The sequence below is a fragment of the Grimontia sp. SpTr1 genome, assembly GCF_947387585.1.
Lineage (GTDB): Bacteria > Pseudomonadota > Gammaproteobacteria > Enterobacterales > Vibrionaceae > Enterovibrio > Enterovibrio indicus.
This window is the reverse complement of the sequence record NZ_CANDOD010000028.1, coordinates 16,441-42,574: the sequence shown is the minus strand read 5'-3', so window position 1 is coordinate 42,574 and position 26,134 is coordinate 16,441. Positions and strand designations below refer to the sequence as shown.

Below are 26,134 nucleotides of genomic sequence, written 5' to 3'. Positions count from 1 at the left end.
GCTGGGGTACCTGGATTCGAACCAGGGAATGGCGGCATCAAAAGCCGCTGCCTTACCGCTTGGCGATACCCCAACAGCAACCACGCTCGAAAGCATGATCTTTAAATAATGGTGCGGAAGGAGAGACTTGAACTCTCACACCTTGCGGCGCCAGAACCTAAATCTGGTGCGTCTACCAATTTCGCCACTTCCGCAAACCTAATTGTTCATCTCACCTCTGGAAAGGAAGAGATGGCGCGTCCGGGAGGATTCGAACCTCCGACCGCCTGGTTCGTAGCCAGGTACTCTATCCAGCTGAGCTACGGACGCGTTGTTGGCTGGGGTACCTGGATTCGAACCAGGGAATGGCGGCATCAAAAGCCGCTGCCTTACCGCTTGGCGATACCCCAACAGAGGCGCGTATAATATTGCGGATTCAGAGGAGCGTCAACCCCCTATTTTTCGTTTGATGACGATTTAATCGCTTCAATAAAAAAACACCGCTTTTGCGGTGTTTTTTTGTGCATAACAAGTATTATTTCTGCTTAATCGGTCTCTTCCAGCCATCAATTGCACGCGCTTTTGCGCGGGTAATTACGAGTTGGCCCTCTTCCACATTACTGGTCAGTGTCGTACCTGCACCAATCGTTGCGCCTTTTTTGATAGTTACCGGGGCCACCAACTGGCTATCAGAGCCAACAAACACATCATCTTCAATCACAGTCTTGTGTTTATTGGCACCATCGTAGTTACATGTGATAGTACCTGCACCGATATTCACACGCTCACCGACTTCAGCATCACCAAGGTAAGTCAGATGATTAGCCTTAGAGCCTTTACCGATACGTGCATTTTTCACTTCAACAAAGTTACCTACATGTGCATCTTCCACCAGCTCAGCGCCAGGACGCAGGCGCGCAAACGGGCCCACGGTGCAATCTTCACCAACCGAAGCACCTTCAATCACGCTGTATGGGCGGACGACAGTGTTGTCATCAATTTCACAATCTTTCAGTACACAGCCCGCACCGATGACCACGTTGTCACCCAGAGTAACTGAACCTTCAATCACGACGTTCACATCGATTTCGACATCAGTGCCACACTGTAGCTGACCACGCAGGTCAAAACGCGCAGGGTCGCGGAGCATCACACCGCTTTCCAGAAGCTTCTCTGCCTGAGCAGCTTGATAAGCGCGTTCCAGACGAGCCAACTGAATGCGGTTGTTGACACCTTCTACCTCAATTGCACTTTCCGGGTGAACCGCTTCAACTGCACGACCTTCATCGTGGGCAATCGCAATCACATCTGTGAGGTAGTATTCGCCTTGTGCGTTGTCGCTTTTTACTTCATTCAGCCAACGGCGTAGATCACGTCCGGTAGCGACCATCACACCAGTGTTGATTTCTTTGATAAGCTTTTGCTCTTGTGTGGCATCTTTATCTTCCACGATCGCCACCACAGGACCATTACGGCGAATGATACGTCCGTAGCCCGCTGGCTTATCCAGTACCACAGTCAGCAATGCAATGCCGCCATCAGGCTGTGCATCCAACAGGTTTTCGATGGTTTGCTCAGAAATCAGCGGAACATCGCCGTAAAGCACAAGAACCTGCTCATCATCCGAAAATTCCGGGGCAGCCTGGTTCACTGCGTGGCCTGTACCTAACTGCTCCGCCTGAAGGACCCAATTGACTGACTCTTCTGCCAGTGCTGCTTTCATTGCATCACCACCATGGCCGTACACCAGATGAAGGTTTTTTGCCCCTAGTGAGGAGCAGGTATCGATGACATGCTTCACCATAGGTTTACCTGCAAGCGTATGCAGTACCTTAGGTAGGTTGGAGTACATGCGGGTTCCCTTGCCCGCAGCCAGAATCACAGCACTGAAGTTCATGGAGAGTTGTCCTTGGTATTGAGGGTCTACTTCAAATAATGGCGCTTATTGTAACGGTTCGCTTTGTAAAACGGGATTCAAACCTATAAGAAATTCATAAATTTCCGTCATCTTGTAGCAATTTTCAGGCGATACCTCGCAGATAATCACTTAAGAAAACCCACACATAAATTCACATCAACTAATTGATAATTAACTCATAAAAACTGAACATATCTTTTTATACCAAGATTTAAAGACCGAAAAATTAGGCGCTTGGAAAACAAGAAAAACAAGTATAAAAAAGGCGACCTCTCGGTCGCCTTTCAGTCTTTGGGTGATACCTGGTACTTAGCGTGCCTTTTTGGTCAGCTCGATAACTCGTAGCTGGGCAATCGCCTTGGCCAGATCACTGGCCGCCTGAGCAAAGTCCATATCGCCATGTTTATTGAGGATACGATCCTCTGCACGGCGCTTCGCTTCTTCTGCCTTAGCTTGATCCAGGTCGACGCCGCGAATTGCGGTATCAGCCAGCACAGTCACTGTGCTTGGTTGCACTTCCAGCATACCGCCAGAAAGGTAAATTACCTCTTCATGGCCGTGTTGCTTAGTAATGCGGATCATGCCCGGCGTGATAGCGGTCAGCAGCGGGGTGTGGCTTGGGTAAATACCCAATTCACCTTCGCTACCCGTTACCTGGATTGCTTCGGCACGGCCAGAAAACAGTTGTTTTTCTGCGCTTACTACATCCAGGTGAAAGGTCATCGCTGCCATGTCGCCTCCTACCAGCTATTACAGGTTCTTCGCTTTTTCCAGTACTTCTTCGATACCGCCACAGTACAGGAATGCCTGCTCAGGGATATCGTCGTACTCACCAGCCAACAGACCTTTGAAGCCTGTGATGGTTTCTTTCAGCGAAACATACACACCAGGTTGGCCTGTGAAGACTTCTGCTACGTGGTAAGGCTGAGTCAGGAAACGCTCAATCTTACGTGCACGGGCTACTGCCAGCTTGTCGTCTTCAGACAGTTCATCCATACCCAGAATGGCGATGATGTCTTTCAGCTCTTTGTAGCGTTGCAGTACAGACTGCACACCACGTGCAACATCATAGTGCTCTTGACCGATAACCAGAGGATCCAGCTGACGTGACGTCGAATCCAGTGGGTCGATGGCTGGGTACAGACCCAGTGCAGCGATGTTACGTGAAAGTACAACGGTCGCATCCAAGTGCGCGAACGTGGTTGCTGGAGATGGGTCAGTCAAGTCATCCGCAGGTACGTATACCGCCTGTACAGATGTGATAGAACCACTCTTGGTTGAGGTGATACGCTCCTGAAGAACACCCATCTCTTCTGCCAGTGTAGGCTGGTAACCTACCGCAGATGGCATACGACCCAGCAGTGCCGATACTTCGGTACCTGCAAGGGTGTAACGATAGATGTTATCGATGAACAGCAGTACATCACGGCCTTCATCACGGAACTTCTCAGCCATTGTCAGGCCAGTCAGTGCAACGCGCAGACGGTTACCCGGTGGCTCGTTCATCTGACCGTAAACCATTGCTACTTTCGATTCTGCTGGATTCTCAACGTTTACAACGCCCGCTTCCTGCATCTCGTAGTAGAAGTCGTTACCTTCACGAGTACGCTCACCAACACCTGCGAATACAGACAGACCAGAGTGCTGCAGTGCGATGTTGTTGATAAGTTCCATCATGTTAACGGTCTTACCTACACCTGCACCACCAAACAGACCGATTTTACCACCCTTAGCGAATGGACAAACCAGGTCGATAACCTTAACGCCGGTTTCCAGCAGTTCGGTTGCATTTGATTGGTCTTCGTAGCTTGGCGCTTCACGGTGGATAGAGTAACGCTCTTTCTCACCGATTTCGCCACGCTCATCGATTGAGTCACCCAGAACGTTCATAATACGTCCCAGTGTCTCAGTACCTACTGGTACTTCAATCGGTCTACCAGTATTTTCTACTTCCAGTCCACGACGCAGACCATCAGACGAACCCATTGCGATGGTACGAACGATACCACCACCTAGCTGCTGCTGAACTTCCAGCACCAGACGCTCGCCTTCACGTTTCACGTTCAGGGCATCATATACCTGTGGCACAGATTCCTGTGGAAACTCTACGTCGACTACCGCACCGATGATCTGAACGATCTTACCTGTAGCCATCGTTATTCCTCTAAAATAGTTCGTTGGCCCTTGCCTTACACCGCAGCAGCACCGGAGACAATCTCCGACAGCTCTTGGGTAATTGCAGCCTGACGGGCTTTGTTATACACCAGTTGCAGTTCATCAATCAGATTCCCTGCATTGTCTGTTGCAGCCTTCATCGCAACCATTCGCGCTGCTTGTTCACAGGCGAGGTTTTCGACCACGCCCTGATAAACCTGAGATTCAACATAGCGAACCAACAAGGTATCCAGCAGTGGTTTTGGCTCAGGCTCATAGATGTAGTCCCAAGCATGGTTGCGCTGCATTTCTTCGTCTTCCGACTTAGGCAAAGGCAGCAATTGATCGATCACTGGTTCCTGCGTCATGGTGTTTACAAACTTGTTGTAGACCAGATACAGGCGATCCAGTTGGCCTTCATCATATTTCTTCAGCATCACACCGACGGTACCGATCAAATCTTCCAGTGATGGGCTGTCACCCAGACCAGAAACTTGTGCGGATACGTTGCCGCCGTAGCTGTTAAAGAATGCAGTTGCTTTCGCGCCAATCAGTGCGGTTTCAACTTCCACACCCTTTTGGCTGTAAGCCTGCATATCTGTAATGGCACGTTTGAACAGGTTGATGTTCAGGCCACCACACAGACCGCGGTCTGAAGATACGATGATGTAACCGACGCGCTTGGCTTCACGCTCTTCCAGATATGGATGGCGATACTCAAGGTTACCAAGTGCGACATGACCGATCACTTTGCGCATAGTAGTCGCGTATGGACGGGAGGCTTCCATGGCGTCTTGCGAACGACGCATTTTAGAAGCGGCAACCATTTCCATCGCTTTGGTGATCTTCTGTGTACTTTTTACACTTCCGATCTTGTTACGAATTTCTTTTGCGCCGGCCATCGTTACTCTCCGTTATTAGAAGGCCGCTGAGCGGCCTTCTACGCATTACCAGGTTTGCGTTGCTTTGAAGTCTTCAACCAGCTTAACCAGTTGCGCTTCAATGTCACCGTTGTAGTCGCCAGTCTCATCGATCTGTGCAACCAGCTCAGCAAACGTACCTTTAGCGTATGCAAGCAGAGCAGATTCGAAATCAGCCAGTTTGGTCAGCTCAACGTCTGCCAGGTAGCCTTTTTCCGCAGCAAAAATCATCAATCCCTGCTCAAACACAGACATTGGCGCGTATTGCTTCTGCTTCATCAGTTCAGTCACTTTCTGACCGTGATCAAGCTGCTTCTTGGTTGCATCGTCCAGGTCAGAAGAGAACTGAGCAAATGCCGCCAGTTCACGGTACTGAGCCAGAGCGGTACGAATACCACCAGACAGCTTCTTGATGATCTTGGTCTGTGCAGAACCACCTACACGAGATACTGAGATACCTGGGTCAACTGCCGGACGGATACCTGCGTTAAACAGTTCCGATTGCAAGAAGATCTGACCGTCGGTGATCGAGATAACGTTGGTTGGTACGAACGCAGATACGTCACCCGCTTGGGTCTCAATGATTGGCAGCGCGGTCAAAGAACCGGTTTTGCCAGTCACTTCACCATTGGTGAACTTAGCAACGTAATCAGCGTTAACACGCGCAGCACGCTCCAGCAGACGAGAATGGAGGTAGAAAACGTCACCCGGGAATGCTTCACGGCCTGGTGGACGACGCAGCAACAGAGAAATCTGACGGTAAGCAACTGCTTGCTTAGACAGATCATCGTATACGATCAGCGCGTCTTCACCACGGTCACGGAAGTATTCACCCATCGCACAACCTGCGTAAGGCGCAAGGTATTGCAGTGCCGCTGCTTCAGAAGCAGATGCAACAACAACGATGGTGTTTTTCAGTGCGTCGTGCTCTTCCAGTTTGCGAACCACGTTAGCAATGGTTGACGCTTTCTGGCCGATAGCAACATAGATAGAGTAGATACCAGAGTTCTTCTGGTTAATGATCGCATCGATTGCCAGTGCCGTTTTACCGGTCTGACGGTCACCGATAACCAGCTCACGCTGACCACGGCCGATTGGGATCATTGCATCAACTGCTTTGTAACCGGTTTGTACTGGCTGGTCTACCGACTGACGTGCGATTACGCCAGGTGCAATCACTTCTACAGGAGAAGTCAGTGCTGCGTTGATAGGACCTTTACCGTCAATTGGCTCACCCAGGGTGTTAACCACACGGCCCAGTAGCTCAGGACCTACTGGAACTTCAAGAATACGACCAGTACCGGTTACTTTCATGCCTTCCTGAAGGTCGGCATAAGGACCCATAACAACCGCACCTACAGAATCACGCTCAAGGTTGAGCGCCAGTGCGAAACGGTTGCCAGGTAGTTCAATCATTTCACCTTGCATAGCATCTGCAAGGCCATGGATGCGAATGATACCGTCGCTGACTGACACGATGGTACCTTCGTTGCGTGCTTCACTAACAACGTTGAATTTTTCAATACGCTGTTTGATCAGATCGCTAATTTCCGTGGAATTAAGTTGCATGCTCCAATTCCCCAAATCAAGACTGCAATGCATCGCTCAGACGGCGCATACGGCCGCTAACTGAGTTATCGATGATCAAGTCTCCAGCTCGAATCACAACCCCGGCAACCAGGGTCTCGTCTACACTACAGTTCAGCTTCACTTTTCGCTCAAGGCGGGCTTCCAGCTTGCTTTCAATAGCGTCCAGTTGCGCTTGTTCCAGCGCGACAGCAGAGGTGACCTCAACGTCAACCTGCTTTTCTAATTCACGGCGCAATGCCATGAACTGGACAGTTACTTCCGGCAACGCTTTTAAGCGTCCGTTTTCAGCCATCACCTTCACGAGGTTCTGGCCGAATTCATTGAGCTGCTCACCGCACACTGAGAGAAAAATCTCAGTCAACTTTTCAGCTGAATAAGAACCATCGAGAAAGTCTGCGATGGTTTCATTGCGGGCAACTTCAGCAGCAAAAGCCAGCATTTCAGACCACTGGTCCAATTCGCCTTTTTCTACTGCCAGATCGAAGGCTGCTTTAGCGTAGGGGCGTGCGATGGTAGTCAGTTCAGACATAGCTGCCCCTCCTTCTTAAAGTTCTGCAGTGATTTTATCGAGAATATCTTTATGAGCATTTTCGTCGATTGAACGCTCAAGGATTTTCTCAGCACCGATTACGGCCAGAGTTGCAACTTGTTTGCGCAGTTCATCGCGGGCACGGTTGCGCTCAGCTTCCAGTTCAGCCTTTCCTTGGTTAAGGATGTTTTCGCGTTCAGCAGATGCTTCTTCGCGGGCTTCATCAAGAATTTGTGCTTTACGCTTATTCGCCGAATCGATGATCTCAGTTGCAGCGCGCTTTGCTTCTTTCAATTGATCAGAAGCATTAGCCTGGGCCAAATCCAGGTCTTTCGCGGCACGCTCAGCCGCCGCAAGACCGTCAGCAATTTTTTTCTGACGCTCTTCAATCGCTTGCATGATTGGTGGCCATACATACTTCATGCAGAACCACACAAACATTGAAAACGCGATCGCCTGGCCGATAAGAGTAGCGTTCATATTCATAACTGCTTCTCCATCTCCCAATAGTTAACTACAGGTATAATCAGGCGACTTAACCCAGCTGACCAACGAATGGGTTTGCGAAGGTGAACAGCAGTGCGATTACGATACCGATCATTGGAACCGCATCCAGCAGACCAGCGATGATGAACATCTTAACTTGCAGCATTGGAGCCATCTCTGGTTGACGAGCAGCACCCTCAAGGAATTTACCGCCAAGCAGTGCGAAGCCGATCGCTGTACCCAGGGAAGCAAGACCTACAATGATGCCAACGGCAATTGCAGAAAAGCTCAATAAAGTTTCCATCACTATCTCCAGTTTCTTGTTGTCGGCTTATATGCCGGAAGGTCGAACAAAGTTGCTTACTAAAAAATCTTTTATTAATGCGAGTCTTCATGTGCCTGAGACAGGTACACAATGGTCAACATCATAAAGACGAACGCTTGGATGGTAATAACCAGAATGTGGAAGATTGCCCACGGTAATGAACCCAACCATTGCGCCCACCACGGCAGAAGAGCCGCAATCAGGATAAATACCACTTCACCTGCGAACATGTTACCGAACAGACGCATGCCGAGAGAGATTGGTTTCGCCAGCAGCGATACCACTTCAAGCAGCAGGTTGAACGGGATCATGAGAGGGTGATTGAACGGGTGAAGAGCCAGCTCTTTTGCAAAGCCACCTAGGCCTTTGATCTTGATGCTGTAGTAAATCATCAAGAAGAACACGCCCAGCGCCATTGCCAGTGTGATATTTACGTCAGCTGTTGGTACGACCTTCATATAAGGGATACCAAGCTGTTCCGCTGGATAAGGAATAAAATCGATAGGAACCAAGTCCATCGTATTCATCAGGAATATCCAAACGAATATGGTCAGAGCTAAAGGCGCGATCAGTGGATTCTTTCCATGGAAGGTTTCGCGAACGTTTTCATCAACGAACTCCACCAACATTTCCACAAAACACTGAAGCTTGCCTGGAACTCCTGTTGTAGCTTTTTTCGCCACTGCACGGAACAGCCATAGAAAGCCGATACCGATGGCAATAGAGAAAAACAGGCTATCAATATGCACCGACCAGAAGCTACCTTCCTCCACCAAGCCAAGCTTGTCCGAAGACAGGTTGGTTAAGTGGTGGGAGATATAACCGGAGGGTGTAAGCGCTTCACCTGGCGCAGCCATAACTCATCCTATTTGTTGTTGTTAATGAATAAAACTGGTGCAAGGATGTTGATTCCAAGTACCAGCAAATAGGTCAGTTTGAGGGGAACAAGTTCCACCTCGGCATACAGGTAAACAACGGAAAACAGCGCGACGGTCAGTAGAATCTTAAGCACTTCGCCGCTGTAGAAGGATGCTACAACGAGCTTTGCAGCTCTCGCTCCACTAAAGAGGAATGCACACAATGCAAAGGCTGCGTTGGCAATTACAAAAATGCCACCGCCTATGAGTGCGGAAATTCCCCAGTCGACATTGATGGTGGTGACCATCAAGATTGCCGTTGCTAACACGACGCACGCCTGTAACAGCAGCAACCTTTTCGCAAGCTTGCGACCTGGTCGCGTGAGCGTCGATACCATGTATTCGTTCCTCGATTCCTTTCCTCTTAGCACTATGTCGTGCTGGGAAAACTGCGAAAATTATACGGGTCGCCCTTTTGAATGCAATCTCATCACATCAAAAAGGGAGACTAAATTTTACAACAGGGTAACCTGATCACAGTAAGCAAAAATATGTAACAAAAACCCAACGCGTTACGTCACACTTCTTCGCCAAGAATTGCAAGAATTTGCATAAGTTTTTCGTTTTGATCAAAGCTGATGACCAATTTACCACTGCCACTTTTACTTTGTGACAGGCTAACAGAGGTGCCTAATTTATCAGTCAACCTATCCTGCACAGCAGTCAATTCAGGTGACACAGGTTCCGGCGTTTTTTCTACGGCCGGCGTCAGGCATTTTTTCACCAATGCTTCGGTCTGTCTTACTGTGAGTTTCTTGTTGACGGAGACCAGTGCAGCTTCAATCTGAGCGTCACCTTCTAATGCCAATAATGCACGTGCATGACCCATTTCCAGTTGGCGTCCAGACAGCAATTTCTTTACGCCAGCTTCAAGGCCGTTCAATCGTAAAAGGTTACTGATGGTGGTGCGGGATTTGCCCAGTGCTTCAGCCAGTTGTTGGTGGGTAAGGGAGAAGTCGTGGACCAGACGATCCAGTGCTTCTGCCTCTTCCATCGCGTTGAGATCTTCACGCTGGATATTCTCAATCAGTGCGATGGCGCTCGCAGCTTTGTCATTTAGGTCACGGACCAAGCAAGGGACATGGGTCAATCCGGCGATTTTTGACGCTCTGAAACGGCGCTCACCAGCGATAATTTCGTACTGATTGTCACCAAGGTGACGCACGACCAAAGGTTGGATAACGCCCTGTGCGCGGATAGACTCCGCCAGCTCTTCCAGTGCTTCCTGCGCCATATCCTGACGCGGTTGATACACACCGGGACGCAATGCCGTTAATGGCAAATGCTGCAGCTCACTGTTGTTCACGGCTTCCTGGGTATCGTTGTTCAAATCGACACGCGCTTGTGCTCTGGCACTGGTGGCCAGTAGCGCATCGAGTCCTTTACCCAATCCACGTTTGGTAGCGTTCATTCACGTTCCTTTAAGACGCGTTGGCAACGGCCTGTTTGGCCTGCTCTTCCCGTCGCAATATTTCACCCGCTAATGCCAGATATGACTTGGCACCGCTGGAATATTTGTCGTAGTACATGGCTGGTTTGCCGTGACTCGGCGCTTCTGCCAAACGGACATTGCGCGGGATAACAGTACGGTAGACCTTATCTCCAAAGTGTTTTTTGATCTGTTCAGACACTTCTGTCGCCAGACGATTTCGCGGATCGTACATGGTTCTGAGCAAGCCTTCCACATGCAAGTCAGCGTTCACTACGCTTGCAAGCTTACTGATGGTATCCATCAGTGCGGTCAGGCCTTCCAATGCAAAGTATTCACACTGCATTGGCACCAGTACGGAATTTGCCGCCGTCATGGCATTGATTGTAAGAAGGTTAAGAGAAGGGGGACAATCAATGAAGATGAAATCATAGTTTTCACGAATGTCGGCTAATGCGTTGCGCAGCCTTACTTCGCGGGCAAACACTTCCATGAGTTTGATTTCTGCCGCGGTGACATCGCCATTGGCCGCTATCAGGTGATAACCGCCTGTGGTCTCTGTCACCACTACATCGTTAAACGGGGTCTCTTCAACCAACAAATCGTAAGCGGTGGCATGAACATCGTATTTATCCACACCACTGGCCATTGTTGCGTTGCCCTGTGGGTCTAGGTCAATCACCAATACCTTACGCTGAGTCGCTGCCAGCGACGCAGCCAAGTTGATACAGGTCGTTGTTTTACCAACGCCTCCCTTTTGGTTTGCAACAGCAATGACTTTTCCCACAAGACGACCTCGCCTAATAATCCTATCTAGCCAAGATTACTAGATGACGTTGACCTTCCAATCCTGGAACAGTCAAAGGTTTGATATCTGTCACAGAACATCCGGCAGGAAGTTCGTCAATTTCGACTTGATCCACTTGTCCCTTGAGAGCGAGGAACTGACCTTGTGGTGAAGGGAGGTGATGACACCAGTTCACCATGTCGCTCATGGACGCAAAGGCTCGGCTTAATACGCCATCAAATCCCTGTTCAGGCTGGAAATCTTCGACGCGGCTCTGCACAGCCGTGACATTGGTAATTTTCAGCTCATGCAGCACCTGACGGATGAAGCGAATGCGCTTACCCAGACTGTCGAGCAGCGTGAAGGTTTTTTCCGGGTTGATGATTGCAAGCGGGATCCCCGGTAATCCAGGCCCCGTCCCCACATCGATGTAACTTTGGCCATCGAGGTGCTGACTCACCACGATGCTGTCCATGATGTGTTTGACGATCATTTCGTTTGGATCGCGCACCGATGTCAGGTTGTACGCTTTGTTCCACTTGTGGAGCATTTCAACATAGCCAATCAGTTGGGCTTGTTGCTCAGCAGGGATATTCATTCCTGCCTGTTCAATCAGTTGTGCTAGACGTTGTTTCACAGAAACTCAGGCCCCTTTTTTCAGCATGCCTTGTTTTTTCAGATGCACCAGCAGGATAGAGATCGCTGCAGGCGTGATACCGGAAATGCGTGACGCCTTGCCAATGGTCTCTGGACGGCTGTCTTTCAGTTTCGCCACCACCTCGTTCGACAAGCCTTTGATTTGGGAATAATCCAGCTCGATCGGCAAATGGGTATTTTCGTGGCGGATAGATTTTTCAATCTCGTCTTTCTGGCGGTCGATATAACCTGCGTACTTGACCTGAATTTCTACCTGCTCAGACGCTTGAATGTCTTCGTGCGCTGGCGAGAATGTAGGAATTTTCACCAGATCGTTGTACGTCACTTCCGGACGACGCAATAGTTCTTCGCCGTTTGCCTCACGGGACAGCGGCGTTTTCAGGATCGCGTTCAATGCTTCAGCATGCTCTGAAGTCGGGTGGATCCAGGCACTGCGAAGACGCTGTGCTTCTTGTTCCATGTTTTCCAGTTTCTGGTTGAAACGGGCCCAACGCTCATCGTCCACCAAACCGAGTTCGCGACCGGTTTCAGTCAAACGCATATCCGCGTTGTCTTCACGAAGCAATAAGCGGTATTCAGCGCGGGAAGTGAACATACGGTACGGTTCTTTGGTACCCATGGTCGACAAATCGTCAATCAACACGCCCATGTAAGCTTGATCGCGACGAGGACACCAGCCCTCTTTGTCCTGAGCAAACAATGCTGCGTTTGTGCCTGCGAGCAAGCCTTGTGCTGCCGCTTCTTCATAGCCTGTGGTGCCGTTAATTTGACCAGCGAAGAATAAGCCTTTGATAAATTTAGTTTCAAAGGTTTGCTTCAGATCGCGCGGATCGAAGAAATCATACTCGATCGCATAACCTGGGCGGATCACGCGTGCGTTCTCGAAACCTTTGATCGAGCTGATGATCCCCATCTGCACATCAAATGGCAGGCTGGTGGAGATCCCATTCGGGTAGAGTTCGTTGGTCGTCAAGCCTTCTGGCTCAACGAAAATCTGGTGTTTATCTTTGTCCGCAAAGCGCATCACCTTGTCTTCGATAGACGGGCAGTAACGCGGACCAATACCTTCAATCACACCTGCATACATCGGGCTGCGATCCAGATTATTACGGATCACATCATGGGTTTTCTCATTGGTGTAAGTGATGTAACACGGCACCTGACGTGGATGCTCAGACACATCCCCCATGAAAGAAAACACAGGACGTGGATCGTCACCATGCTGGGTTTGCATCACACTGAAATCGACAGTGCGTGCATCAATACGAGGTGGTGTTCCTGTTTTCAGGCGGTCAACGCGAAACGGCAGTTCACGGAGGCGATCAGCCAGCGCGATCGAAGGGGGATCGCCGGCACGGCCACCGGAATAATTCTCAAGACCAATGTGGATTTTTCCGCCGAGGAACGTACCTACGGTCAACACCACCGATCGGGCACGGAATTTCAGGCCCATTTCGGTCACAACGCCAATGACTTGATCCTGTTCAACGATCAGGTCATTCACTGCTTGTTGGAACAACATCAGATTTGGCTGGTTTTCCAATGCCTCACGTACCGCCGCTTTGTACAGCGCACGGTCAGCCTGTGCTCGGGTAGCACGGACAGCAGGGCCTTTCGATGCATTCAGGGTACGGAACTGAATACCACCTTTGTCAATCGCACGCGCCATCAGGCCGCCTAGTGCGTCGACTTCTTTCACCAGATGTCCTTTTCCGATCCCGCCAATGGCAGGGTTACATGACATTTGCCCCAATGTATCGATGTTATGTGTCAGCAGAAGGGTTTGCTGACCCATACGTGCAGCGGCCAGTGCGGCTTCCGTACCTGCATGACCACCACCAACAACGATGACATCAAAGTTATCCTGGTAAAACATGGTGTGACCTCAATAAGGAATGTGTTGATCGGTTGGTTGAGCAAAAGAGGATCATTCTACCGCTTTTCAGAAACGGAGAGAACCAAAAGTGTGATCTTTGATCGAGGGTGTGTCTCTTAAAATATATAAAGATCTTTATATAGATCTTTATTTTGATCTCTTATTAGGGAAGACGATCTTTGTGGATAACTAATAAATGATCAACATGATCATGCGTTTAGGGAAGATCGTTTTCTGTGTGTTTGCTTGGATCTATTCTGGTACTTCTTGGGATCAAAATGGCATGTTATCAACAGGTGGGGAAAGAGAGGAAAGTTGTTATTTGGATAACTATAGGTTGATCACCGTTTAGATCTATAGTTATCCACAAAGCAAAGGTCACACTTTTGAATAAAGTTTTTATGGTCGACGCGTCATTTTATTCACAAAATACCGATTTGTGCTGGGATAACCATGCTTCAGCCGCTTCTTCAGGCAAAGGCTGCTCAAGAATATCAATCTCTAATCTGGGGGCCAGAGACTGCGCTCCCAGGCTTTTCAATAGTTCATCTGCCTGAATACCTGCGCCACAAAACGTGTCGTAACTGGAGTCGCCGATTGCGATCACGGCATACTTCAGTGCGCTCAAATCAGGTGTCGTGTTTTTCAGGGCTTCCATCGCTGGCGCGAGGTTATCCGGATAGTCTCCGGCACCATGGGTTGATGTGATAAGGAGAAGGCTGGAGGCATTCGCGACGTCATCAGGCTCTGCTTCATTGATCACATTCACTGTGATGCCTTCTTGTTCCAGAAGATCAGAGAGGTGATCGCCCACGTACTCTGCGCCGCCCAATGTACTGCCGGTGATCAGGGTTAGTTCACTCATAAGATTGTTCTCTAACGGTTTATCAATGGCCGTTAGTATTGAGTGACGGTCACTGCTGCGTCAAGTCAGTTGGGCTGGTAGTGCTCACTTCGGTAAAGGGCATTAAACCCTTTGGGTGATAAGGTTTGTATCTTGTTCTTGCCTCGCTTTTTGGCATTGGCAACAGCATGAATTGCCGTATCTATCAGCTGAAAACCAGCAAGGCAGCCATCATTTGATGTGGTTACTCCCAGGCTTGCAGTGCGTTTAACCGCGGTGTTATCCAGCAGAACCACACTGCGTCCAATGGCCAGTTTCAGTTGTTCGGCCACACGCATTGCGTCACTTGAAGGTGTATTCCTCAATAAGATCGCGAAGTTGTCGGCGTACAAACGGCCAATAGGCGTGGCTGGCGGGAGTTGTTCGCGCAGAAGTTCTGCAACATGGATAAGCACTTGATCACCTGTTTGTCTTCCGTGCATTTCGTTGATTTGCCGGAAGTCATCGAGGTTTATAGCGACGACCGACAGCGGCTCCCCGCGCCGTTGCGCTTGAAAGAAAAGTTCATCGGCCTGGTTATAGAGACTTTGGCTGTTAGAGGTTTCAGTTAAAAGATCCTCGTGAACCAGTTTTCGGGAAGATTCATCAATGCTGTGAAGATCCACCATATAGAAATCGGTCAATGCGACTGATGCAAGCACCAGAATCAGGATGACACACAGGTATGCTGCCCGTGCATTGGTGTCCGTGAGTGCCAGCACAGGATCGGCTGACGGAACCGTTTTAGCCAGAAAAAGCAGAAAAATGGCGATAAGTGACAACCCATAGCGGGGCAGGCGTTCGTTTGGATCAAACACCAGAACAACAGCGGTGGGAACCACCAGCAACAGCAGTTCAGTTTCAAAGTTGGCGGACAACACAAACAGAGGGAGGAAGAGTTGTTGGAGGAAGAAAGTAATGAATATCCAATACTTAGCCATCCACAAAACACCTTCCCGGGTCAGCAGAAAAGCGACCAGGTACAGTATGGCAAACAGGCCGTTCAAAAGGGCTGCGGTAGCACTACCAAAGGCGAACCAGAAAAGTGCTGAGAACAACAAGGTACCACTCGCACACAGACAGGTGAGCAAATTCACCATTCGGAGGTGATGCACATGGAGCTTGTCGCAGCGTGTTATCCCCAGATTAAGAATGGGGTTGAGGCTGTTGATCATCGCTTTGGCTGAATCTATGAAAGATGTTTTCAAGTGTAGCAAAAGCGGGACATTTAGGCGGGAAACAAGCCGCCCGAAGGCGGCAATGTATTTATTTACCGATACAGAAGGAGCTGAAGATCCGGCCAAGCAGATCGTCTGAGCTGAATTCACCGGTGATCTCAGAAAGATGCTGCTGGGCAATGCGGAGCTCTTCAGCGAGGATCTCTCCGGCCATGTAACCCTCAAGCTGCTCTTTCCCGATATCGAGGTGTCGGGCGGCTGCATCCAGTGCTTCCAAGTGGCGGCGACGGGCCATAAAGCCACCCTCTGTCGCGCCAGAGAAGCCCATACAGGCTTTCAGGTGCTCACGCAGGGCATCAACACCTGCCCCTGTCTTCGCGCTTAAACGAATAAGGGTAGGCTGACTGGCATGGCAGATTCCCAGGGTTTCACCTGTCATGTCTGCCTTGTTGCGGATAACCGTCATACCGATATTTTCTGGAAGGCGGTCGATAAACTCCGGCCAGATTTCTTCCGGTGATGTCGCATCAGTAGTGGTGCCATCCACCATAAAGAGCACGCGGTCTGCCTGAGCGATTTCATCCCAGGCACGTTCAATACCGATACGTTCCACTTCGTCGGAAGCATCACGTAAGCCTGCTGTGTCGATGATGTGCAGCGGCATGCCATCAATGTGAATATGCTCACGGAGCACATCACGGGTGGTGCCGGCAATGTCGGTCACAATGGCGCTTTCTTTGCCGGAAAGGGCATTGAGCAGGCTGGATTTCCCCGCATTCGGACGGCCGGCGATCACCACTTTCATGCCTTCACGCATGATAGCGCCTTGGTTGGCAGTTTTACGCACGTCATCCAGCGAGTTGATGATGTTGTCGAGATCGGCGGCGACTTTGCCATCAGAGAGAAAATTGATTTCCTCGTCCGGGAAATCTATCGCCGCTTCCACGTATATGCGCAGATGGATCAGCGCTTCCACCAGCGTATTAACTTTGCCCGAAAACGCCCCCTGAAGGCTTTGCAGCGCGCTTTTGGCCGCTTGTTCTGAGCTGGCATCAATCAAATCGGCAATCGCTTCTGCCTGCGCCAGATCGAGTTTGTCATTCAAAAAGGCGCGTTCGGAAAACTCGCCCGGACGGGCAGTGCGAACACCGTCGATATCCACAATGCGCTTGATCAGCATATCCATGATAACCGGGCCACCATGACCTTGCAGTTCCAGCACATCTTCACCGGTGAATGAATTCGGCGCCTGGAAGTACAGGGCAATCCCCTGATCAAGTGCGTTGCCCTGTTCATCGTTAAACGGCAGGTATTCAGCGCGTCGCACCGGAAGTTCACGTCCAGTTACCGCCAGGGCAACTTCTTTGGCTTTAGGGCCTGATACGCGGATGATGCCCACACCACCGCGTCCCGGTGGTGTTGCCTGAGCAACAATGGTGTCTGAATGAGTCATGAAACTTTACCTGCGGTTTGAAAACGTTGCTTAGTGTATACCAATTTTACCTGACCGCCTGTCGCGTCTTCAGAAAGAAGAAAGGCGGCCAGTTGGCCGCCTTGTCAGTATTCAGTGCGATTAAGTGCGGCTGTGAAGGCCTTTTTTCTCCAGCGCACGGTAAATCATGGTCTGCTGGATAAGGGTCACAATGTTCGACACCAACCAGTACAGTACCAGACCGGCCGGGAACCACAGGAAGAACACGGTGAACATCACTGGCATGAAGTTCATGATCTTCTGCTGCATTGGATCCGTGATGGTGCTTGGGCTCATCTTCTGGATGAGGAACATAGAAGCACCCATCAGCAGTGGCAGCACGTAGTATGGATCCGGTGCAGACAAGTCTTGAATCCACAGCATGAACGGCGCGTGGCGCAGTTCTACTGATTCCATCAACGCCCAGTAAAGTGCGATGAAGATAGGCATTTGTAGAAGCAGAGGTAAACAGCCGCCCAGCGGGTTCACTTTCTCTTTCTTATACAGCTCCATCATTTCCTGGCTCATGCGCTGGCGGTCATCGCCAATACGCTCACGCATTTCTGCCAGTTTTGGCTGCAGCATGCGCATTTTCGCCATCGAGGTGTACTGCGCTTTGGTCAGCGGGTACATCACACCACGAACGATGAAGGTCAGGATGATGATTGCCACACCCCAGTTACCCACGAAACCGTGAATGGTTGATAGCAACCAGTGCAACGGGCTCGCGATAAACCACAACCAGCCGTAGTCGACAGTCAGGTTCAGGTTAGGTGCCACTTCAGCCATTTTGTCCTGAAGCTTAGGACCTACCCACAGGGTCGCGTCCAGTTGTGCCGTTGAACCTGCTGCAACTGTAGTGGTTGGGTAACGTACACCGATAAAGCCCTGGCCATTGCTGGTACGGGTATACAGGTTCGCTTCACCTTCTGAATGTGGGATCCAGGCTGCAACGAAGTAGTGTTGCATCATGCCTGCCCAACCTTGATTGGCGATAGTCAGGTTCAGGTTTCTGTCCTTCATATCGTCAAAGCTGTATTTCTCGTATTTCGCATCGTCAGCCGAGTACACACCACCGCGGTAGGTAGGCATGGTCAGGCTTCCGCCGTCATCCAGCAGGTTTTGCTTCAGCTGCGCATACATTTGTACTGTCGCTGCTTTGCCGCTTTGGTTGTCTACCGTGTAGTCAACGTCAACCGCGTAGTTGTCGCGTTTCAGTACAAAGGTTTTGGTGAAGGTAATGCCGTCTTTCACCAGCGTCAGAGGAACACGCAACTCGTCCTGGCCATCAGCCATAACAAAGTCGGTGCCGTTTGCAGAGAACTGTGCACGGCCATCCAGGGTATCGATACCATCAGGGCCAATCAGGCCGCTTTGAGCAACGAATACGTGGTCAGGCTGGTTTTTGAGCATCACGAACTTGTCGACAGAGTCGAACTCCGCGTCATAGTTGTTCAGTTCAGCGCGAAGAATGTCACCGCCTTGTGTGTCAACGGTCAAAGTCAGCACGTCACTTTTGATGGTGATCAGCTTGTTTGAAACTGCGTCCTGCGTCAGAGGCTGAGACGCATCTGAGCTGGCAGGTACATCACCACTGTGTTGTGCTTGCTGTGTTACGCCCTGGCCCTGTGGTTGAGGGTTGGTTGCTTCCGTCCAGTTGAGATACAACATGAAGGATACAAACATTAGGGCAATCAACAGGATATTGCGTTGAGAATCCATTGTTAATTGTCTCGATTTTTAGGATGACGCGGGGGTACAGGATCGTACCCACCATGATTAAGAGGGTGGCATTTTAATAAACGTTTGCTGGCGAACCAACACCCTTTTATCACACCGTGACGGTTGACCGCTTCTATGGCGTATTGGGAGCATGTCGGCGTGAAGCGACATCGGGGCCCCAGAAGTGGGCTGATGAAGAGTTGATATCCGCGAAACAGTCCAGTGACTATTTTTTTCGCGGCGGTCGAGACAAACGTTGCCATAACTTATCAAGCAGCTGACTCAGTTCTTCGTTACTGAGCTCATTTGCACTTTTCTTTGCTATCACAACATAATCTTTTGCCATCAGCGAGTGCTGGTTGAGACGAAAACTTTCACGTACCAGACGTTTAAAGCGATTTCTATCAACGGCAAGTTTGATTTGTTTTTTTGGAACAGCTTGGCCTAGACGTGGGCGTCCAAGTTTGTTGTTTCGAGCAAGAATGGTTAAGTGTGGAGAGCCAGCGCGGTGAGGTTGCTGGAAGACGAAGTTGAAATGTTCGGGAGTTAACAGACGTAACTCCCGAGAAAAAGCTAGCTTATTCACAAATCGCTAAGGATTATTTTGAAAGCTTGCTACGGCCTTTCGCACGGCGAGCGGCGATAACCTTACGACCGTTCTTAGTTGCCATGCGCGCACGGAAACCGTGAGTGCGCTTACGCTTTAGAACTGAAGGTTGAAAAGTGCGTTTCATGGTTTCTACCTTAATTACTGATCAGTTTTTAGGTTTGTTAACCCGACGTGGGACAAAAGTCCGACGCCTCTCAACAAAGAGGGCGGATTGTAATCACTGACTGACTTATAGTCAATGTTAAAACCACAGGTGGTTTCAATCCGATTCTCTCAGGGCGCGCAATTATACGTGGTCACCTGTCAAGCGCAAGGATCCTTTGCCGATCTTATCCACATTTCCTTGTTCATTTCATGTGCGATCTTCAAGGATAACCCAGTATAGGGTGTGTAAATTTGATCAGTATGAATTTTTTAAGAACATCGATCATCCGTGACATTTTGCGGAGTGGGGGAGTCAACGCTGTGATCGGATCATCGGATTTTGGAGCCAAAATAGGATAATTTTGTGAGTAAGTGGGGTGTTGGCTGTGCCGATCTGCAAACTAAATGTGCGATCTGTGTGTATAACTTAGATCTTATTCACTGCAAAAGGGATCTCTTCGCTAGCGATCCTCCTCGTACAAGTATAAACTTAGTTCCCTTTTCATTAATAAATAAGTGTGGAGTCAGACGTGTCATCTTCGCTTTGGTTGCAGTGCCTTCAGCGCCTTCAAGAGGACCTTCCTGCAACAGAATTCAGCATGTGGGTTCGACCGCTTCAGGCGGAGTTAAATGACAATACCCTGACTTTGTTCGCGCCAAACCGTTTTGTATTGGATTGGGTTCGCGACAAATACCTAAATAGTATCAACCAATTACTGAATGAATTTTGCGGTAACGACTTGCCTGTGCTGCGCTTTGAAGTTGGCAGTAAGCCGGTTGCCCCGGTGGCGCCGCCAAGCCAGCCTGCAGCTCCAGCTCCTGTTGCGCCCGCCGCTAAACCTGTTGGTCGTACCTGGGAACCTGCACCTTCTCCTGTGCAATCAGATGTGAATCACCGCTCTAACGTGAATCCCAAGCACAAGTTCACTAACTTCGTTGAAGGTAAGTCGAACCAACTCGCTTTGGCTGCAGCTCGTCAGGTGGCAGATAACCCAGGCGCTGCATACAACCCACTTTTCCTTTACGGCGGCACAGGTTTGGGTAAAACCCACTTGTTGCATGCTGTGGGTAATGCGATTTCTGATCGTAAAACCGATGCGCGCGTGGTGTATATGCACTCTGAACGTTTTGTTCAGGACATGGTTAAAGCGCTGCAGAACAACCAGATTGAAGAGTTTAAGCGCTACTACCGCAGTGTTGATGCGCTGCTTATCGATGACATCCAATTCTTCGCTAACAAAGAGCGCTCACAGGAAGAGTTTTTCCATACTTTTAATGCGCTCTTGGAAGGTAACCAACAAATCATCCTCACCTCTGACCGTTATCCAAAAGAGATCAGCGGTGTGGAAGATCGTCTGAAATCCCGTTTTGGCTGGGGTTTGACCGTTGCTATCGAGCCACCAGAGCTTGAAACCCGCGTGGCGATTTTGATGAAAAAGGCGGAAGACCATAATATTCGCCTGCCAGACGAAGTAGCGTTCTTTATCGCTAAACGTCTGCGCTCAAATGTTCGTGAGCTTGAAGGGGCACTGAACCGCGTGATAGCGAATGCTAACTTCACCGGCCGTGCTATCACCATCGATTTTGTCCGTGAAGCTCTGCGTGATTTGCTGGCGCTCCAGGAAAAACTGGTCACCATCGACAACATCCAGAAAACCGTCGCCGAGTACTACAAAATTAAAATGGCGGACCTATTGTCGAAACGTCGCAGCCGCTCTGTGGCACGTCCACGCCAGGTGGCGATGGCACTGTCAAAAGAGTTGACCAACCACAGTTTGCCGGAGATTGGCGACGCATTTGGTGGCCGCGATCATACTACGGTACTTCACGCATGCCGAAAGATTGAACAGCTGCGCGAAGAGAGCCACGATATAAAAGAAGATTATTCCAACCTGATCCGGACTTTGTCGTCTTAATATGAAATTTACAGTTACCCGTGACCAATTCTTGAAACCCCTGCAGCAGGTGTCTGGTGCATTAGGGGGACGACCTACGCTGCCTATTCTTGGCAATATCCTGCTGAAAGTAGAGTTCGGACAACTTTCCATGACCTGTACGGATTTGGAAGTTGAGCTGATTGCTAATCTGCCGCTGGAAAGTGAAGCAGAAGATGGGGCAGTGACCGTTCCATCTCGTAAGTTTTTAGATATTTGCCGTGGTCTGCCAGACAGCGCACCTATCAGCTTTACGCTCGAAGGTGATCGCGCAGTAATCCGTTCAGGCCGCAGCCGTTTTACACTGTCGACATTGCCAGCCGCCGACTTCCCGAATATCGAAGATTGGCAGAGCAACGTGGAATTCACGGTGCCACAGGGCAAGCTGCGCCAATTGATTGAAAGCACTGCATTCTCCATGGCCAACCAGGATGTTCGTTATTTCCTGAATGGTATGTTGCTGGAGACTGATGGCACTACGCTTCGCTCTGTGGCCACAGACGGTCACCGTATGGCGGTAGGTACGACTGCGCTCGATAACGAACTGGCCGGCCAGCAAGTGATTGTGCCACGTAAAGGCGTGACTGAATTGATGCGTATGCTGGATAACCCAGAAGCGCCAGTGACTATCCAGATTGGCAGTGCCAACATCCGCGCTCAGGTGAACCAGTTTGTGTTCACTTCTAAGTTGGTGGATGGCCGATTCCCTGATTACCGCCGTGTCATGCCGCAATCTTCCAACAAAATCATGGAAGCGGATTGTGACGAGCTGCGTCAGGCATTTTCACGTGCAGCGATTTTGTCGAATGAGAAATTCCGCGGCGTGCGCTTGAACCTAAGCTCAGGCCAGCTTCGTATTTCTGCACACAACCCTGAGCAGGAAGAAGCGGAAGAGTTTGTTGACGTTAATTACGATGGCGAAGACTTGGAAATCGGATTTAACGTCAGTTACGTGCTGGATGTATTAAATACGCTTAAGTGCGAGCAAGTGCGTTTTTCGATGACCGATGGTACTGCGAGTACACTGGTAGAAGATGTCAGCAATGATGACGCCATGTACGTCGTGATGCCTATTCGTCTTTAATATGGCGCTATCCCGACTCTCTATCCATGATTTGAGAAATATTGAAGCCTGTGACCTTAGCCTGTCATCAGGCTTCAATTTTCTTGTAGGGCCTAACGGCAGTGGAAAAACCAGCGTGTTGGAGGCGGTTTACTATCTGGGGCATGGCCGTTCGTTTCGAAGCCAGCTGACCGGAAGGGTGATCCGACACCAGCAAGACAGATTAGTTGTACACGGTCGCGTGCAAGCAGGTGAGTCCTTACTACCAGTAGGACTCCAGAAAAACCGCGACGGTTCGACAGAAGTGAAAATTGGTGAGGAAAAAGGGCAGAAGCTGGTGCAGCTTGCCGAAGTCTTGCCGATGCAGCTGATTACCCCGGAAGGGTTTGAACTGTTAACCGGTGGTCCTAAATTCCGCCGTGCATTTATCGACTGGGGTGTGTTCCACGTGGAACCCCAGTTTTACCCTGCGTGGTCTAGGGTGAAACGGCTTACCAAACAGCGAAATGCGCTGATGAAAACAGCGCGTAGCTACCGTGAGCTTAGCTACTGGGATGCAGAGTTAGCGCCTTTGGCCAACCAAATTGACCAGTGGCGTAAAGACTACATTGAAAAGCTCTCAGAACGTGCTTCCAAGCTATGTGAAGCGTTTCTGCCTGAGTATGAAATCAAACTCAACTACACACGCGGTTGGGATAAAGAGACAGATTACGCCGAGTTGTTGCGCGAGAACTTTTTACGCGATCAGCAACTCGGGTACACGGTCAGTGGTCCTCACAAGGCAGATCTTCGCCTTCGCGTGGGCGGCACCCCGGTGGAAGATGTACTTTCCCGTGGGCAGTTAAAGTTGATGGTTTGTGCCCTTCGTTTAGCACAGGGCCAACAATTGACCGAAGACAAACAAAAGCAATGCATCTACTTGATAGATGACTTTGCGTCCGAGTTGGATAGCCAACGACGGGCGCTATTGGCTGAGCAGTTAAAAGCCACAGGCGCGCAGGTATTTGTAAGTGCCATTAGTGCCGATCAGGTCGCTGAAATGTGCGACGAAAATAGTAAGATGTTTCATGTGGAAAACGGTAAAATAGCCGCAGAATAAAATTAAGCGAGAGTAACTCAATGTCCAACAATTACGATTCATCGAGTATCAAGGTACTCAAGGGTCTGGATGCAGTACGAAAGCGTCCGGGGATGTACATCGGTGATACTGACGACGGTACCGGTCTGCACCACATGGTCTTTGAGGTGGTCGATAACTCTATCGATGAAGCTCTCGCTGGTCACTGTAATGACATCGTGGTCACCATACATGAAGACGGTTCGGTATCTGTAAAAGATGACGGTCGTGGTATTCCTGTCGACATCCACGAAGAAGAGGGTGTATCAGCAGCCGAAGTTATCATGACGGTACTTCATGCCGGTGGTAAGTTCGATGACAACTCGTACAAAGTCTCCGGTGGTCTTCACGGTGTAGGTGTTTCGGTAGTAAATGCCCTGTCTGAGAAGCTTGAGTTGACCATCTGGCGTCACGGCAACATCCACCAGCAAATCTACAAAATGGGTGTGCCTGAGCAGCCTCTGGAAGCGATTGGTGATACTGACGAAACCGGTACCCGTATCCGCTTCTGGCCAAGTGACGAGACCTTCTCTGACACTACGTTCCATTACGACATTCTGGCCAAGCGCCTGCGTGAGCTGTCATTCCTGAACTCAGGCGTTTCAATCAAGCTGATTGATGAGCGTGAAGAGAACAAACAAGACCACTTCATGTATGAAGGTGGTATCCGCGCATTCGTAGAGCACCTCAACCGCAACAAAACACCTATTCACCCAACTGTGTTCCACTTTGAACATGAACGCGAAGACGGTGTGTCGGTAGAAGTGTCAATGCAGTGGAACGATGGTTTCCAGGAAAACATTTACTGTTTCACCAACAACATTCCTCAGCGTGATGGCGGTACACACCTTGCTGGTTTCCGAGCAGCTCTGACCCGTACGCTGAACTCTTTCATGGACAAAGAAGGGTATTCGAAGAAAGCCAAAGCAGCGACTTCTGGCGACGATGCCCGTGAAGGTTTGACTGCCGTTGTGTCTGTGAAGGTGCCAGATCCTAAGTTTTCAAGCCAGACTAAAGACAAACTGGTTTCTTCAGAAGTGAAGTCTGCGGTTGAGTCAGCAATGAACGAGAAACTGTCTGAGTTCCTGATTGAGAACCCACAAGACTCGAAGATCGTTTGTAGCAAAATCATTGATGCGGCGCGTGCGCGTGAAGCGGCACGTAAAGCACGTGAAATGACCCGTCGTAAAGGCGCACTGGATTTGGCTGGCCTTCCAGGCAAGCTTGCAGACTGTCAGGAAAAAGATCCTGCACTGTCTGAACTCTACATTGTGGAGGGTGACTCTGCGGGCGGTTCCGCGAAGCAGGGTCGTAACCGTAAGAACCAGGCTATCCTGCCACTGAAAGGTAAAATCCTGAACGTTGAGAAAGCGCGTTTCGACAAGATGCTTTCTTCTCAGGAAGTCGCAACGCTGATCACTGCACTAGGTTGTGGTATTGGCCGCGACGAGTACAACCCTGACAAGCTGCGTTACCACAGCATCATCATCATGACCGATGCGGACGTCGACGGCTCGCACATTCGTACGCTGCTGTTGACCTTCTTCTATCGTCAAATGCCTGAGCTGATTGAGCGTGGTTATGTCTACATCGCTCAGCCACCGCTTTACAAAGTGAAGAAAGGTAAGCAAGAGCAATACATCAAAGATGATGAAGCGATGGAGCAATACCAGGTATCTATCGCGCTGGAAAACGCTTCACTCTTCGTTAACCAAGATGCACCGGCACTGAATGGTTTGGCGTTAGAAGAGCTTGTTAAGCAGTACAACGGTGTAATGAAGCTAATTAAGCGCATGAACCGCCGTTACCCATACGCGATGCTCAACGAGCTGGTTTACCAACCGCGCCTGAGTGTAGATACGCTGAGCAACGAAGGTGAAGTACGCGCCTGGATTGATACGCTGGTGGACGTTCTTAATAAGAACTCGACCGGTGAAAGCCAGTACCGCGCTGAGGTGAAGTTTGATGAAGAGCATCAGGCTTTCCAACCAGAATTGATTGTTCGTACCCACGGCGTTGATCATGAGTATCTCATCAGCTACGACCTGCTGAACTCAAAAGAGTACGGACGTATCGCTGATCTGGCAGAAGCTCTTGATGGTCTTCTGGATGATACTGCATATATTCAACGTGGTGAGCGTAAGCAACCTGTTAAGAGCTTTGCAGATGCACTGGCTTGGTTGATAAAAGAATCTAACCGTGGTCTTAGCCGTCAGCGCTACAAAGGTCTGGGTGAGATGAACCCTGATCAACTTTGGGAAACCACCATGGACCCAGAATCACGTCGTATGATGCGCGTGACCATTCAGGATGCGGTAGCAGCAGATGAGCTCTTCACGACGTTGATGGGTGATCACGTTGAGCCACGTCGTGCGTTTATCGAAGATAATGCCCTGAAGGTTGCCAACCTCGACGTGTAACCACGTGATGCTACGTAAAATCTGA

At 49.9% G+C, this 26,134-nt stretch carries 25 protein-coding genes and 4 tRNA genes; 4 read left to right on the top strand and 25 right to left on the bottom strand.

Features of this window, described 5'->3' with window-relative positions:
* Window position 1: 1 nt before the first annotated feature.
* From QL223_RS24460 to rpmH, 25 genes are all read right to left on the bottom strand, one after another.
* Window positions 2-73, bottom strand: a tRNA-Gln gene (locus tag QL223_RS24460).
* A gap of 36 nt (window positions 74-109) precedes the next feature.
* A tRNA-Leu gene (locus QL223_RS24455) sits at window positions 110-194 on the bottom strand.
* A gap of 38 nt (window positions 195-232) precedes the next feature.
* Window positions 233-309 (bottom strand) — tRNA-Arg (locus tag QL223_RS24450).
* 5 nt (window positions 310-314) lie between these two features.
* A tRNA-Gln gene (locus QL223_RS24445) sits at window positions 315-389 on the bottom strand.
* Between the two features lie 125 nt (window positions 390-514).
* The gene (gene glmU, locus QL223_RS24440) at window positions 515-1,876 is read right to left on the bottom strand and encodes a bifunctional UDP-N-acetylglucosamine diphosphorylase/glucosamine-1-phosphate N-acetyltransferase GlmU (protein WP_002540820.1); all 1,362 of its coding nucleotides are present in this window, start codon (window positions 1,874-1,876) and stop codon (window positions 515-517) included.
* Between the two features lie 330 nt (window positions 1,877-2,206).
* Window positions 2,207-2,629, bottom strand: a complete 423-nt coding sequence (locus tag QL223_RS24435; protein ID WP_002540819.1) for a F0F1 ATP synthase subunit epsilon — start codon at window positions 2,627-2,629, stop codon at window positions 2,207-2,209.
* Window positions 2,630-2,647: 18 nt separating this feature from the next.
* Complete coding sequence (atpD, locus tag QL223_RS24430) at window positions 2,648-4,051, bottom strand: F0F1 ATP synthase subunit beta (protein ID WP_281546216.1); 1,404 nt, start codon at window positions 4,049-4,051, stop codon at window positions 2,648-2,650.
* A gap of 35 nt (window positions 4,052-4,086) precedes the next feature.
* A complete protein-coding gene (atpG, locus tag QL223_RS24425; RefSeq protein WP_281546215.1) occupies window positions 4,087-4,953 on the bottom strand; it encodes a F0F1 ATP synthase subunit gamma in 867 nt (288 codons plus the stop codon).
* Between the two features lie 45 nt (window positions 4,954-4,998).
* Window positions 4,999-6,540: a F0F1 ATP synthase subunit alpha gene (atpA, locus tag QL223_RS24420; RefSeq protein WP_046303096.1), complete on the bottom strand. Its 1,542-nt coding sequence runs from the start codon at window positions 6,538-6,540 to the stop codon at window positions 4,999-5,001.
* A gap of 16 nt (window positions 6,541-6,556) precedes the next feature.
* Window positions 6,557-7,090, bottom strand: coding sequence for a F0F1 ATP synthase subunit delta (gene atpH / locus QL223_RS24415; protein ID WP_002540814.1), 534 nt, complete (start codon window positions 7,088-7,090; stop codon window positions 6,557-6,559).
* A gap of 15 nt (window positions 7,091-7,105) precedes the next feature.
* Window positions 7,106-7,576, bottom strand: coding sequence for a F0F1 ATP synthase subunit B (gene atpF, locus QL223_RS24410; RefSeq protein WP_062712229.1), 471 nt, complete (start codon window positions 7,574-7,576; stop codon window positions 7,106-7,108).
* 49 nt (window positions 7,577-7,625) lie between these two features.
* Window positions 7,626-7,880, bottom strand: coding sequence for a F0F1 ATP synthase subunit C (gene atpE / locus QL223_RS24405; RefSeq protein WP_002540812.1), 255 nt, complete (start codon window positions 7,878-7,880; stop codon window positions 7,626-7,628).
* 74 nt (window positions 7,881-7,954) lie between these two features.
* A complete protein-coding gene (gene atpB, locus QL223_RS24400; RefSeq protein ID WP_002540796.1) occupies window positions 7,955-8,758 on the bottom strand; it encodes a F0F1 ATP synthase subunit A in 804 nt (267 codons plus the stop codon).
* Window positions 8,759-8,766: 8 nt separating this feature from the next.
* Window positions 8,767-9,156: a F0F1 ATP synthase subunit I gene (locus QL223_RS24395; RefSeq protein ID WP_046303095.1), complete on the bottom strand. Its 390-nt coding sequence runs from the start codon at window positions 9,154-9,156 to the stop codon at window positions 8,767-8,769.
* 179 nt (window positions 9,157-9,335) lie between these two features.
* Complete coding sequence (locus QL223_RS24390) at window positions 9,336-10,229, bottom strand: ParB/RepB/Spo0J family partition protein (protein WP_165018182.1); 894 nt, start codon at window positions 10,227-10,229, stop codon at window positions 9,336-9,338.
* A 10-nt stretch (window positions 10,230-10,239) separates the two neighbouring features.
* Complete coding sequence (locus QL223_RS24385; protein WP_046303093.1) at window positions 10,240-11,034, bottom strand: ParA family protein; 795 nt, start codon at window positions 11,032-11,034, stop codon at window positions 10,240-10,242.
* 22 nt (window positions 11,035-11,056) lie between these two features.
* On the bottom strand, window positions 11,057-11,632 hold the full coding sequence (gene rsmG / locus QL223_RS24380) for a 16S rRNA (guanine(527)-N(7))-methyltransferase RsmG (RefSeq protein WP_281546218.1): 576 nt from the start codon (window positions 11,630-11,632) through the stop codon (window positions 11,057-11,059).
* A 45-nt stretch (window positions 11,633-11,677) separates the two neighbouring features.
* On the bottom strand, window positions 11,678-13,567 hold the full coding sequence (gene mnmG / locus QL223_RS24375) for a tRNA uridine-5-carboxymethylaminomethyl(34) synthesis enzyme MnmG (protein ID WP_281546214.1): 1,890 nt from the start codon (window positions 13,565-13,567) through the stop codon (window positions 11,678-11,680).
* Between the two features lie 418 nt (window positions 13,568-13,985).
* Entirely contained in the window at window positions 13,986-14,432 is a 447-nt protein-coding gene (gene mioC / locus QL223_RS24370) for an FMN-binding protein MioC (protein ID WP_281546213.1), read from the bottom strand.
* A 65-nt stretch (window positions 14,433-14,497) separates the two neighbouring features.
* Window positions 14,498-15,625 (bottom strand): GGDEF domain-containing protein, encoded by a 1,128-nt coding sequence (locus QL223_RS24365; protein WP_281546212.1) that lies wholly within the window; start codon window positions 15,623-15,625, stop codon window positions 14,498-14,500.
* A gap of 91 nt (window positions 15,626-15,716) precedes the next feature.
* The gene (gene mnmE / locus QL223_RS24360; RefSeq protein ID WP_281546211.1) at window positions 15,717-17,081 is read right to left on the bottom strand and encodes a tRNA uridine-5-carboxymethylaminomethyl(34) synthesis GTPase MnmE; all 1,365 of its coding nucleotides are present in this window, start codon (window positions 17,079-17,081) and stop codon (window positions 15,717-15,719) included.
* A gap of 120 nt (window positions 17,082-17,201) precedes the next feature.
* Complete coding sequence (gene yidC, locus QL223_RS24355; protein ID WP_281546210.1) at window positions 17,202-18,821, bottom strand: membrane protein insertase YidC; 1,620 nt, start codon at window positions 18,819-18,821, stop codon at window positions 17,202-17,204.
* 2 nt (window positions 18,822-18,823) lie between these two features.
* On the bottom strand, window positions 18,824-19,084 hold the full coding sequence (yidD, locus tag QL223_RS24350; RefSeq protein ID WP_082111347.1) for a membrane protein insertion efficiency factor YidD: 261 nt from the start codon (window positions 19,082-19,084) through the stop codon (window positions 18,824-18,826).
* On the bottom strand, window positions 19,048-19,407 hold the full coding sequence (rnpA, locus tag QL223_RS24345; protein WP_039850324.1) for a ribonuclease P protein component: 360 nt from the start codon (window positions 19,405-19,407) through the stop codon (window positions 19,048-19,050). The genes yidD and rnpA overlap by 37 nt, the downstream gene beginning before the upstream one ends.
* A gap of 13 nt (window positions 19,408-19,420) precedes the next feature.
* On the bottom strand, window positions 19,421-19,555 hold the full coding sequence (gene rpmH, locus QL223_RS24340; protein ID WP_002540783.1) for a 50S ribosomal protein L34: 135 nt from the start codon (window positions 19,553-19,555) through the stop codon (window positions 19,421-19,423).
* Window positions 19,556-20,105: 550 nt separating this feature from the next.
* Between rpmH and dnaA the strand changes: the two genes are divergently transcribed.
* From dnaA to gyrB, 4 genes are read left to right on the top strand one after another with little or no spacing between them, the layout of a single operon-like run.
* Window positions 20,106-21,491 (top strand): chromosomal replication initiator protein DnaA, encoded by a 1,386-nt coding sequence (gene dnaA / locus QL223_RS24335; RefSeq protein WP_002540782.1) that lies wholly within the window; start codon window positions 20,106-20,108, stop codon window positions 21,489-21,491.
* 1 nt (window position 21,492) lies between these two features.
* Window positions 21,493-22,593, top strand: a complete 1,101-nt coding sequence (gene dnaN, locus QL223_RS24330; RefSeq protein ID WP_046303087.1) for a DNA polymerase III subunit beta — start codon at window positions 21,493-21,495, stop codon at window positions 22,591-22,593.
* 1 nt (window position 22,594) lies between these two features.
* Window positions 22,595-23,671, top strand: a complete 1,077-nt coding sequence (recF, locus tag QL223_RS24325; RefSeq protein WP_165018194.1) for a DNA replication/repair protein RecF — start codon at window positions 22,595-22,597, stop codon at window positions 23,669-23,671.
* Window positions 23,672-23,691: 20 nt separating this feature from the next.
* A complete protein-coding gene (gene gyrB, locus QL223_RS24320; protein WP_281546209.1) occupies window positions 23,692-26,109 on the top strand; it encodes a DNA topoisomerase (ATP-hydrolyzing) subunit B in 2,418 nt (805 codons plus the stop codon).
* Window positions 26,110-26,134: the final 25 nt, after the last annotated feature.

Coding starts and splice junctions, on each gene's coding strand:
- glmU (WP_002540820.1), bottom strand. CDS start 1,876: ATGAACTTCAGTGCTGTGATTCTGGCTGCGGGCAAGGGAACCCGCATG.
- QL223_RS24435 (WP_002540819.1), bottom strand. CDS start 2,629: ATGGCAGCGATGACCTTTCACCTGGATGTAGTAAGCGCAGAAAAACAA.
- atpD (WP_281546216.1), bottom strand. CDS start 4,051: ATGGCTACAGGTAAGATCGTTCAGATCATCGGTGCGGTAGTCGACGTA.
- atpG (WP_281546215.1), bottom strand. CDS start 4,953: ATGGCCGGCGCAAAAGAAATTCGTAACAAGATCGGAAGTGTAAAAAGT.
- atpA (WP_046303096.1), bottom strand. CDS start 6,540: ATGCAACTTAATTCCACGGAAATTAGCGATCTGATCAAACAGCGTATT.
- atpH (WP_002540814.1), bottom strand. CDS start 7,090: ATGTCTGAACTGACTACCATCGCACGCCCCTACGCTAAAGCAGCCTTC.
- atpF (WP_062712229.1), bottom strand. CDS start 7,576: ATGAATATGAACGCTACTCTTATCGGCCAGGCGATCGCGTTTTCAATG.
- atpE (WP_002540812.1), bottom strand. CDS start 7,880: ATGGAAACTTTATTGAGCTTTTCTGCAATTGCCGTTGGCATCATTGTA.
- atpB (WP_002540796.1), bottom strand. CDS start 8,758: ATGGCTGCGCCAGGTGAAGCGCTTACACCCTCCGGTTATATCTCCCAC.
- QL223_RS24395 (WP_046303095.1), bottom strand. CDS start 9,156: ATGGTATCGACGCTCACGCGACCAGGTCGCAAGCTTGCGAAAAGGTTG.
- QL223_RS24390 (WP_165018182.1), bottom strand. CDS start 10,229: ATGAACGCTACCAAACGTGGATTGGGTAAAGGACTCGATGCGCTACTG.
- rsmG (WP_281546218.1), bottom strand. CDS start 11,632: ATGAATATCCCTGCTGAGCAACAAGCCCAACTGATTGGCTATGTTGAA.
- mnmG (WP_281546214.1), bottom strand. CDS start 13,567: ATGTTTTACCAGGATAACTTTGATGTCATCGTTGTTGGTGGTGGTCAT.
- mioC (WP_281546213.1), bottom strand. CDS start 14,432: ATGAGTGAACTAACCCTGATCACCGGCAGTACATTGGGCGGCGCAGAG.
- QL223_RS24365 (WP_281546212.1), bottom strand. CDS start 15,625: ATGATCAACAGCCTCAACCCCATTCTTAATCTGGGGATAACACGCTGC.
- mnmE (WP_281546211.1), bottom strand. CDS start 17,081: ATGACTCATTCAGACACCATTGTTGCTCAGGCAACACCACCGGGACGC.
- yidC (WP_281546210.1), bottom strand. CDS start 18,821: ATGGATTCTCAACGCAATATCCTGTTGATTGCCCTAATGTTTGTATCC.
- yidD (WP_082111347.1), bottom strand. CDS start 19,084: ATGGCAACGTTTGTCTCGACCGCCGCGAAAAAAATAGTCACTGGACTG.
- rpmH (WP_002540783.1), bottom strand. CDS start 19,555: ATGAAACGCACTTTTCAACCTTCAGTTCTAAAGCGTAAGCGCACTCAC.
- dnaN (WP_046303087.1), top strand. CDS start 21,493: ATGAAATTTACAGTTACCCGTGACCAATTCTTGAAACCCCTGCAGCAG.
- recF (WP_165018194.1), top strand. CDS start 22,595: ATGGCGCTATCCCGACTCTCTATCCATGATTTGAGAAATATTGAAGCC.
- gyrB (WP_281546209.1), top strand. CDS start 23,692: ATGTCCAACAATTACGATTCATCGAGTATCAAGGTACTCAAGGGTCTG.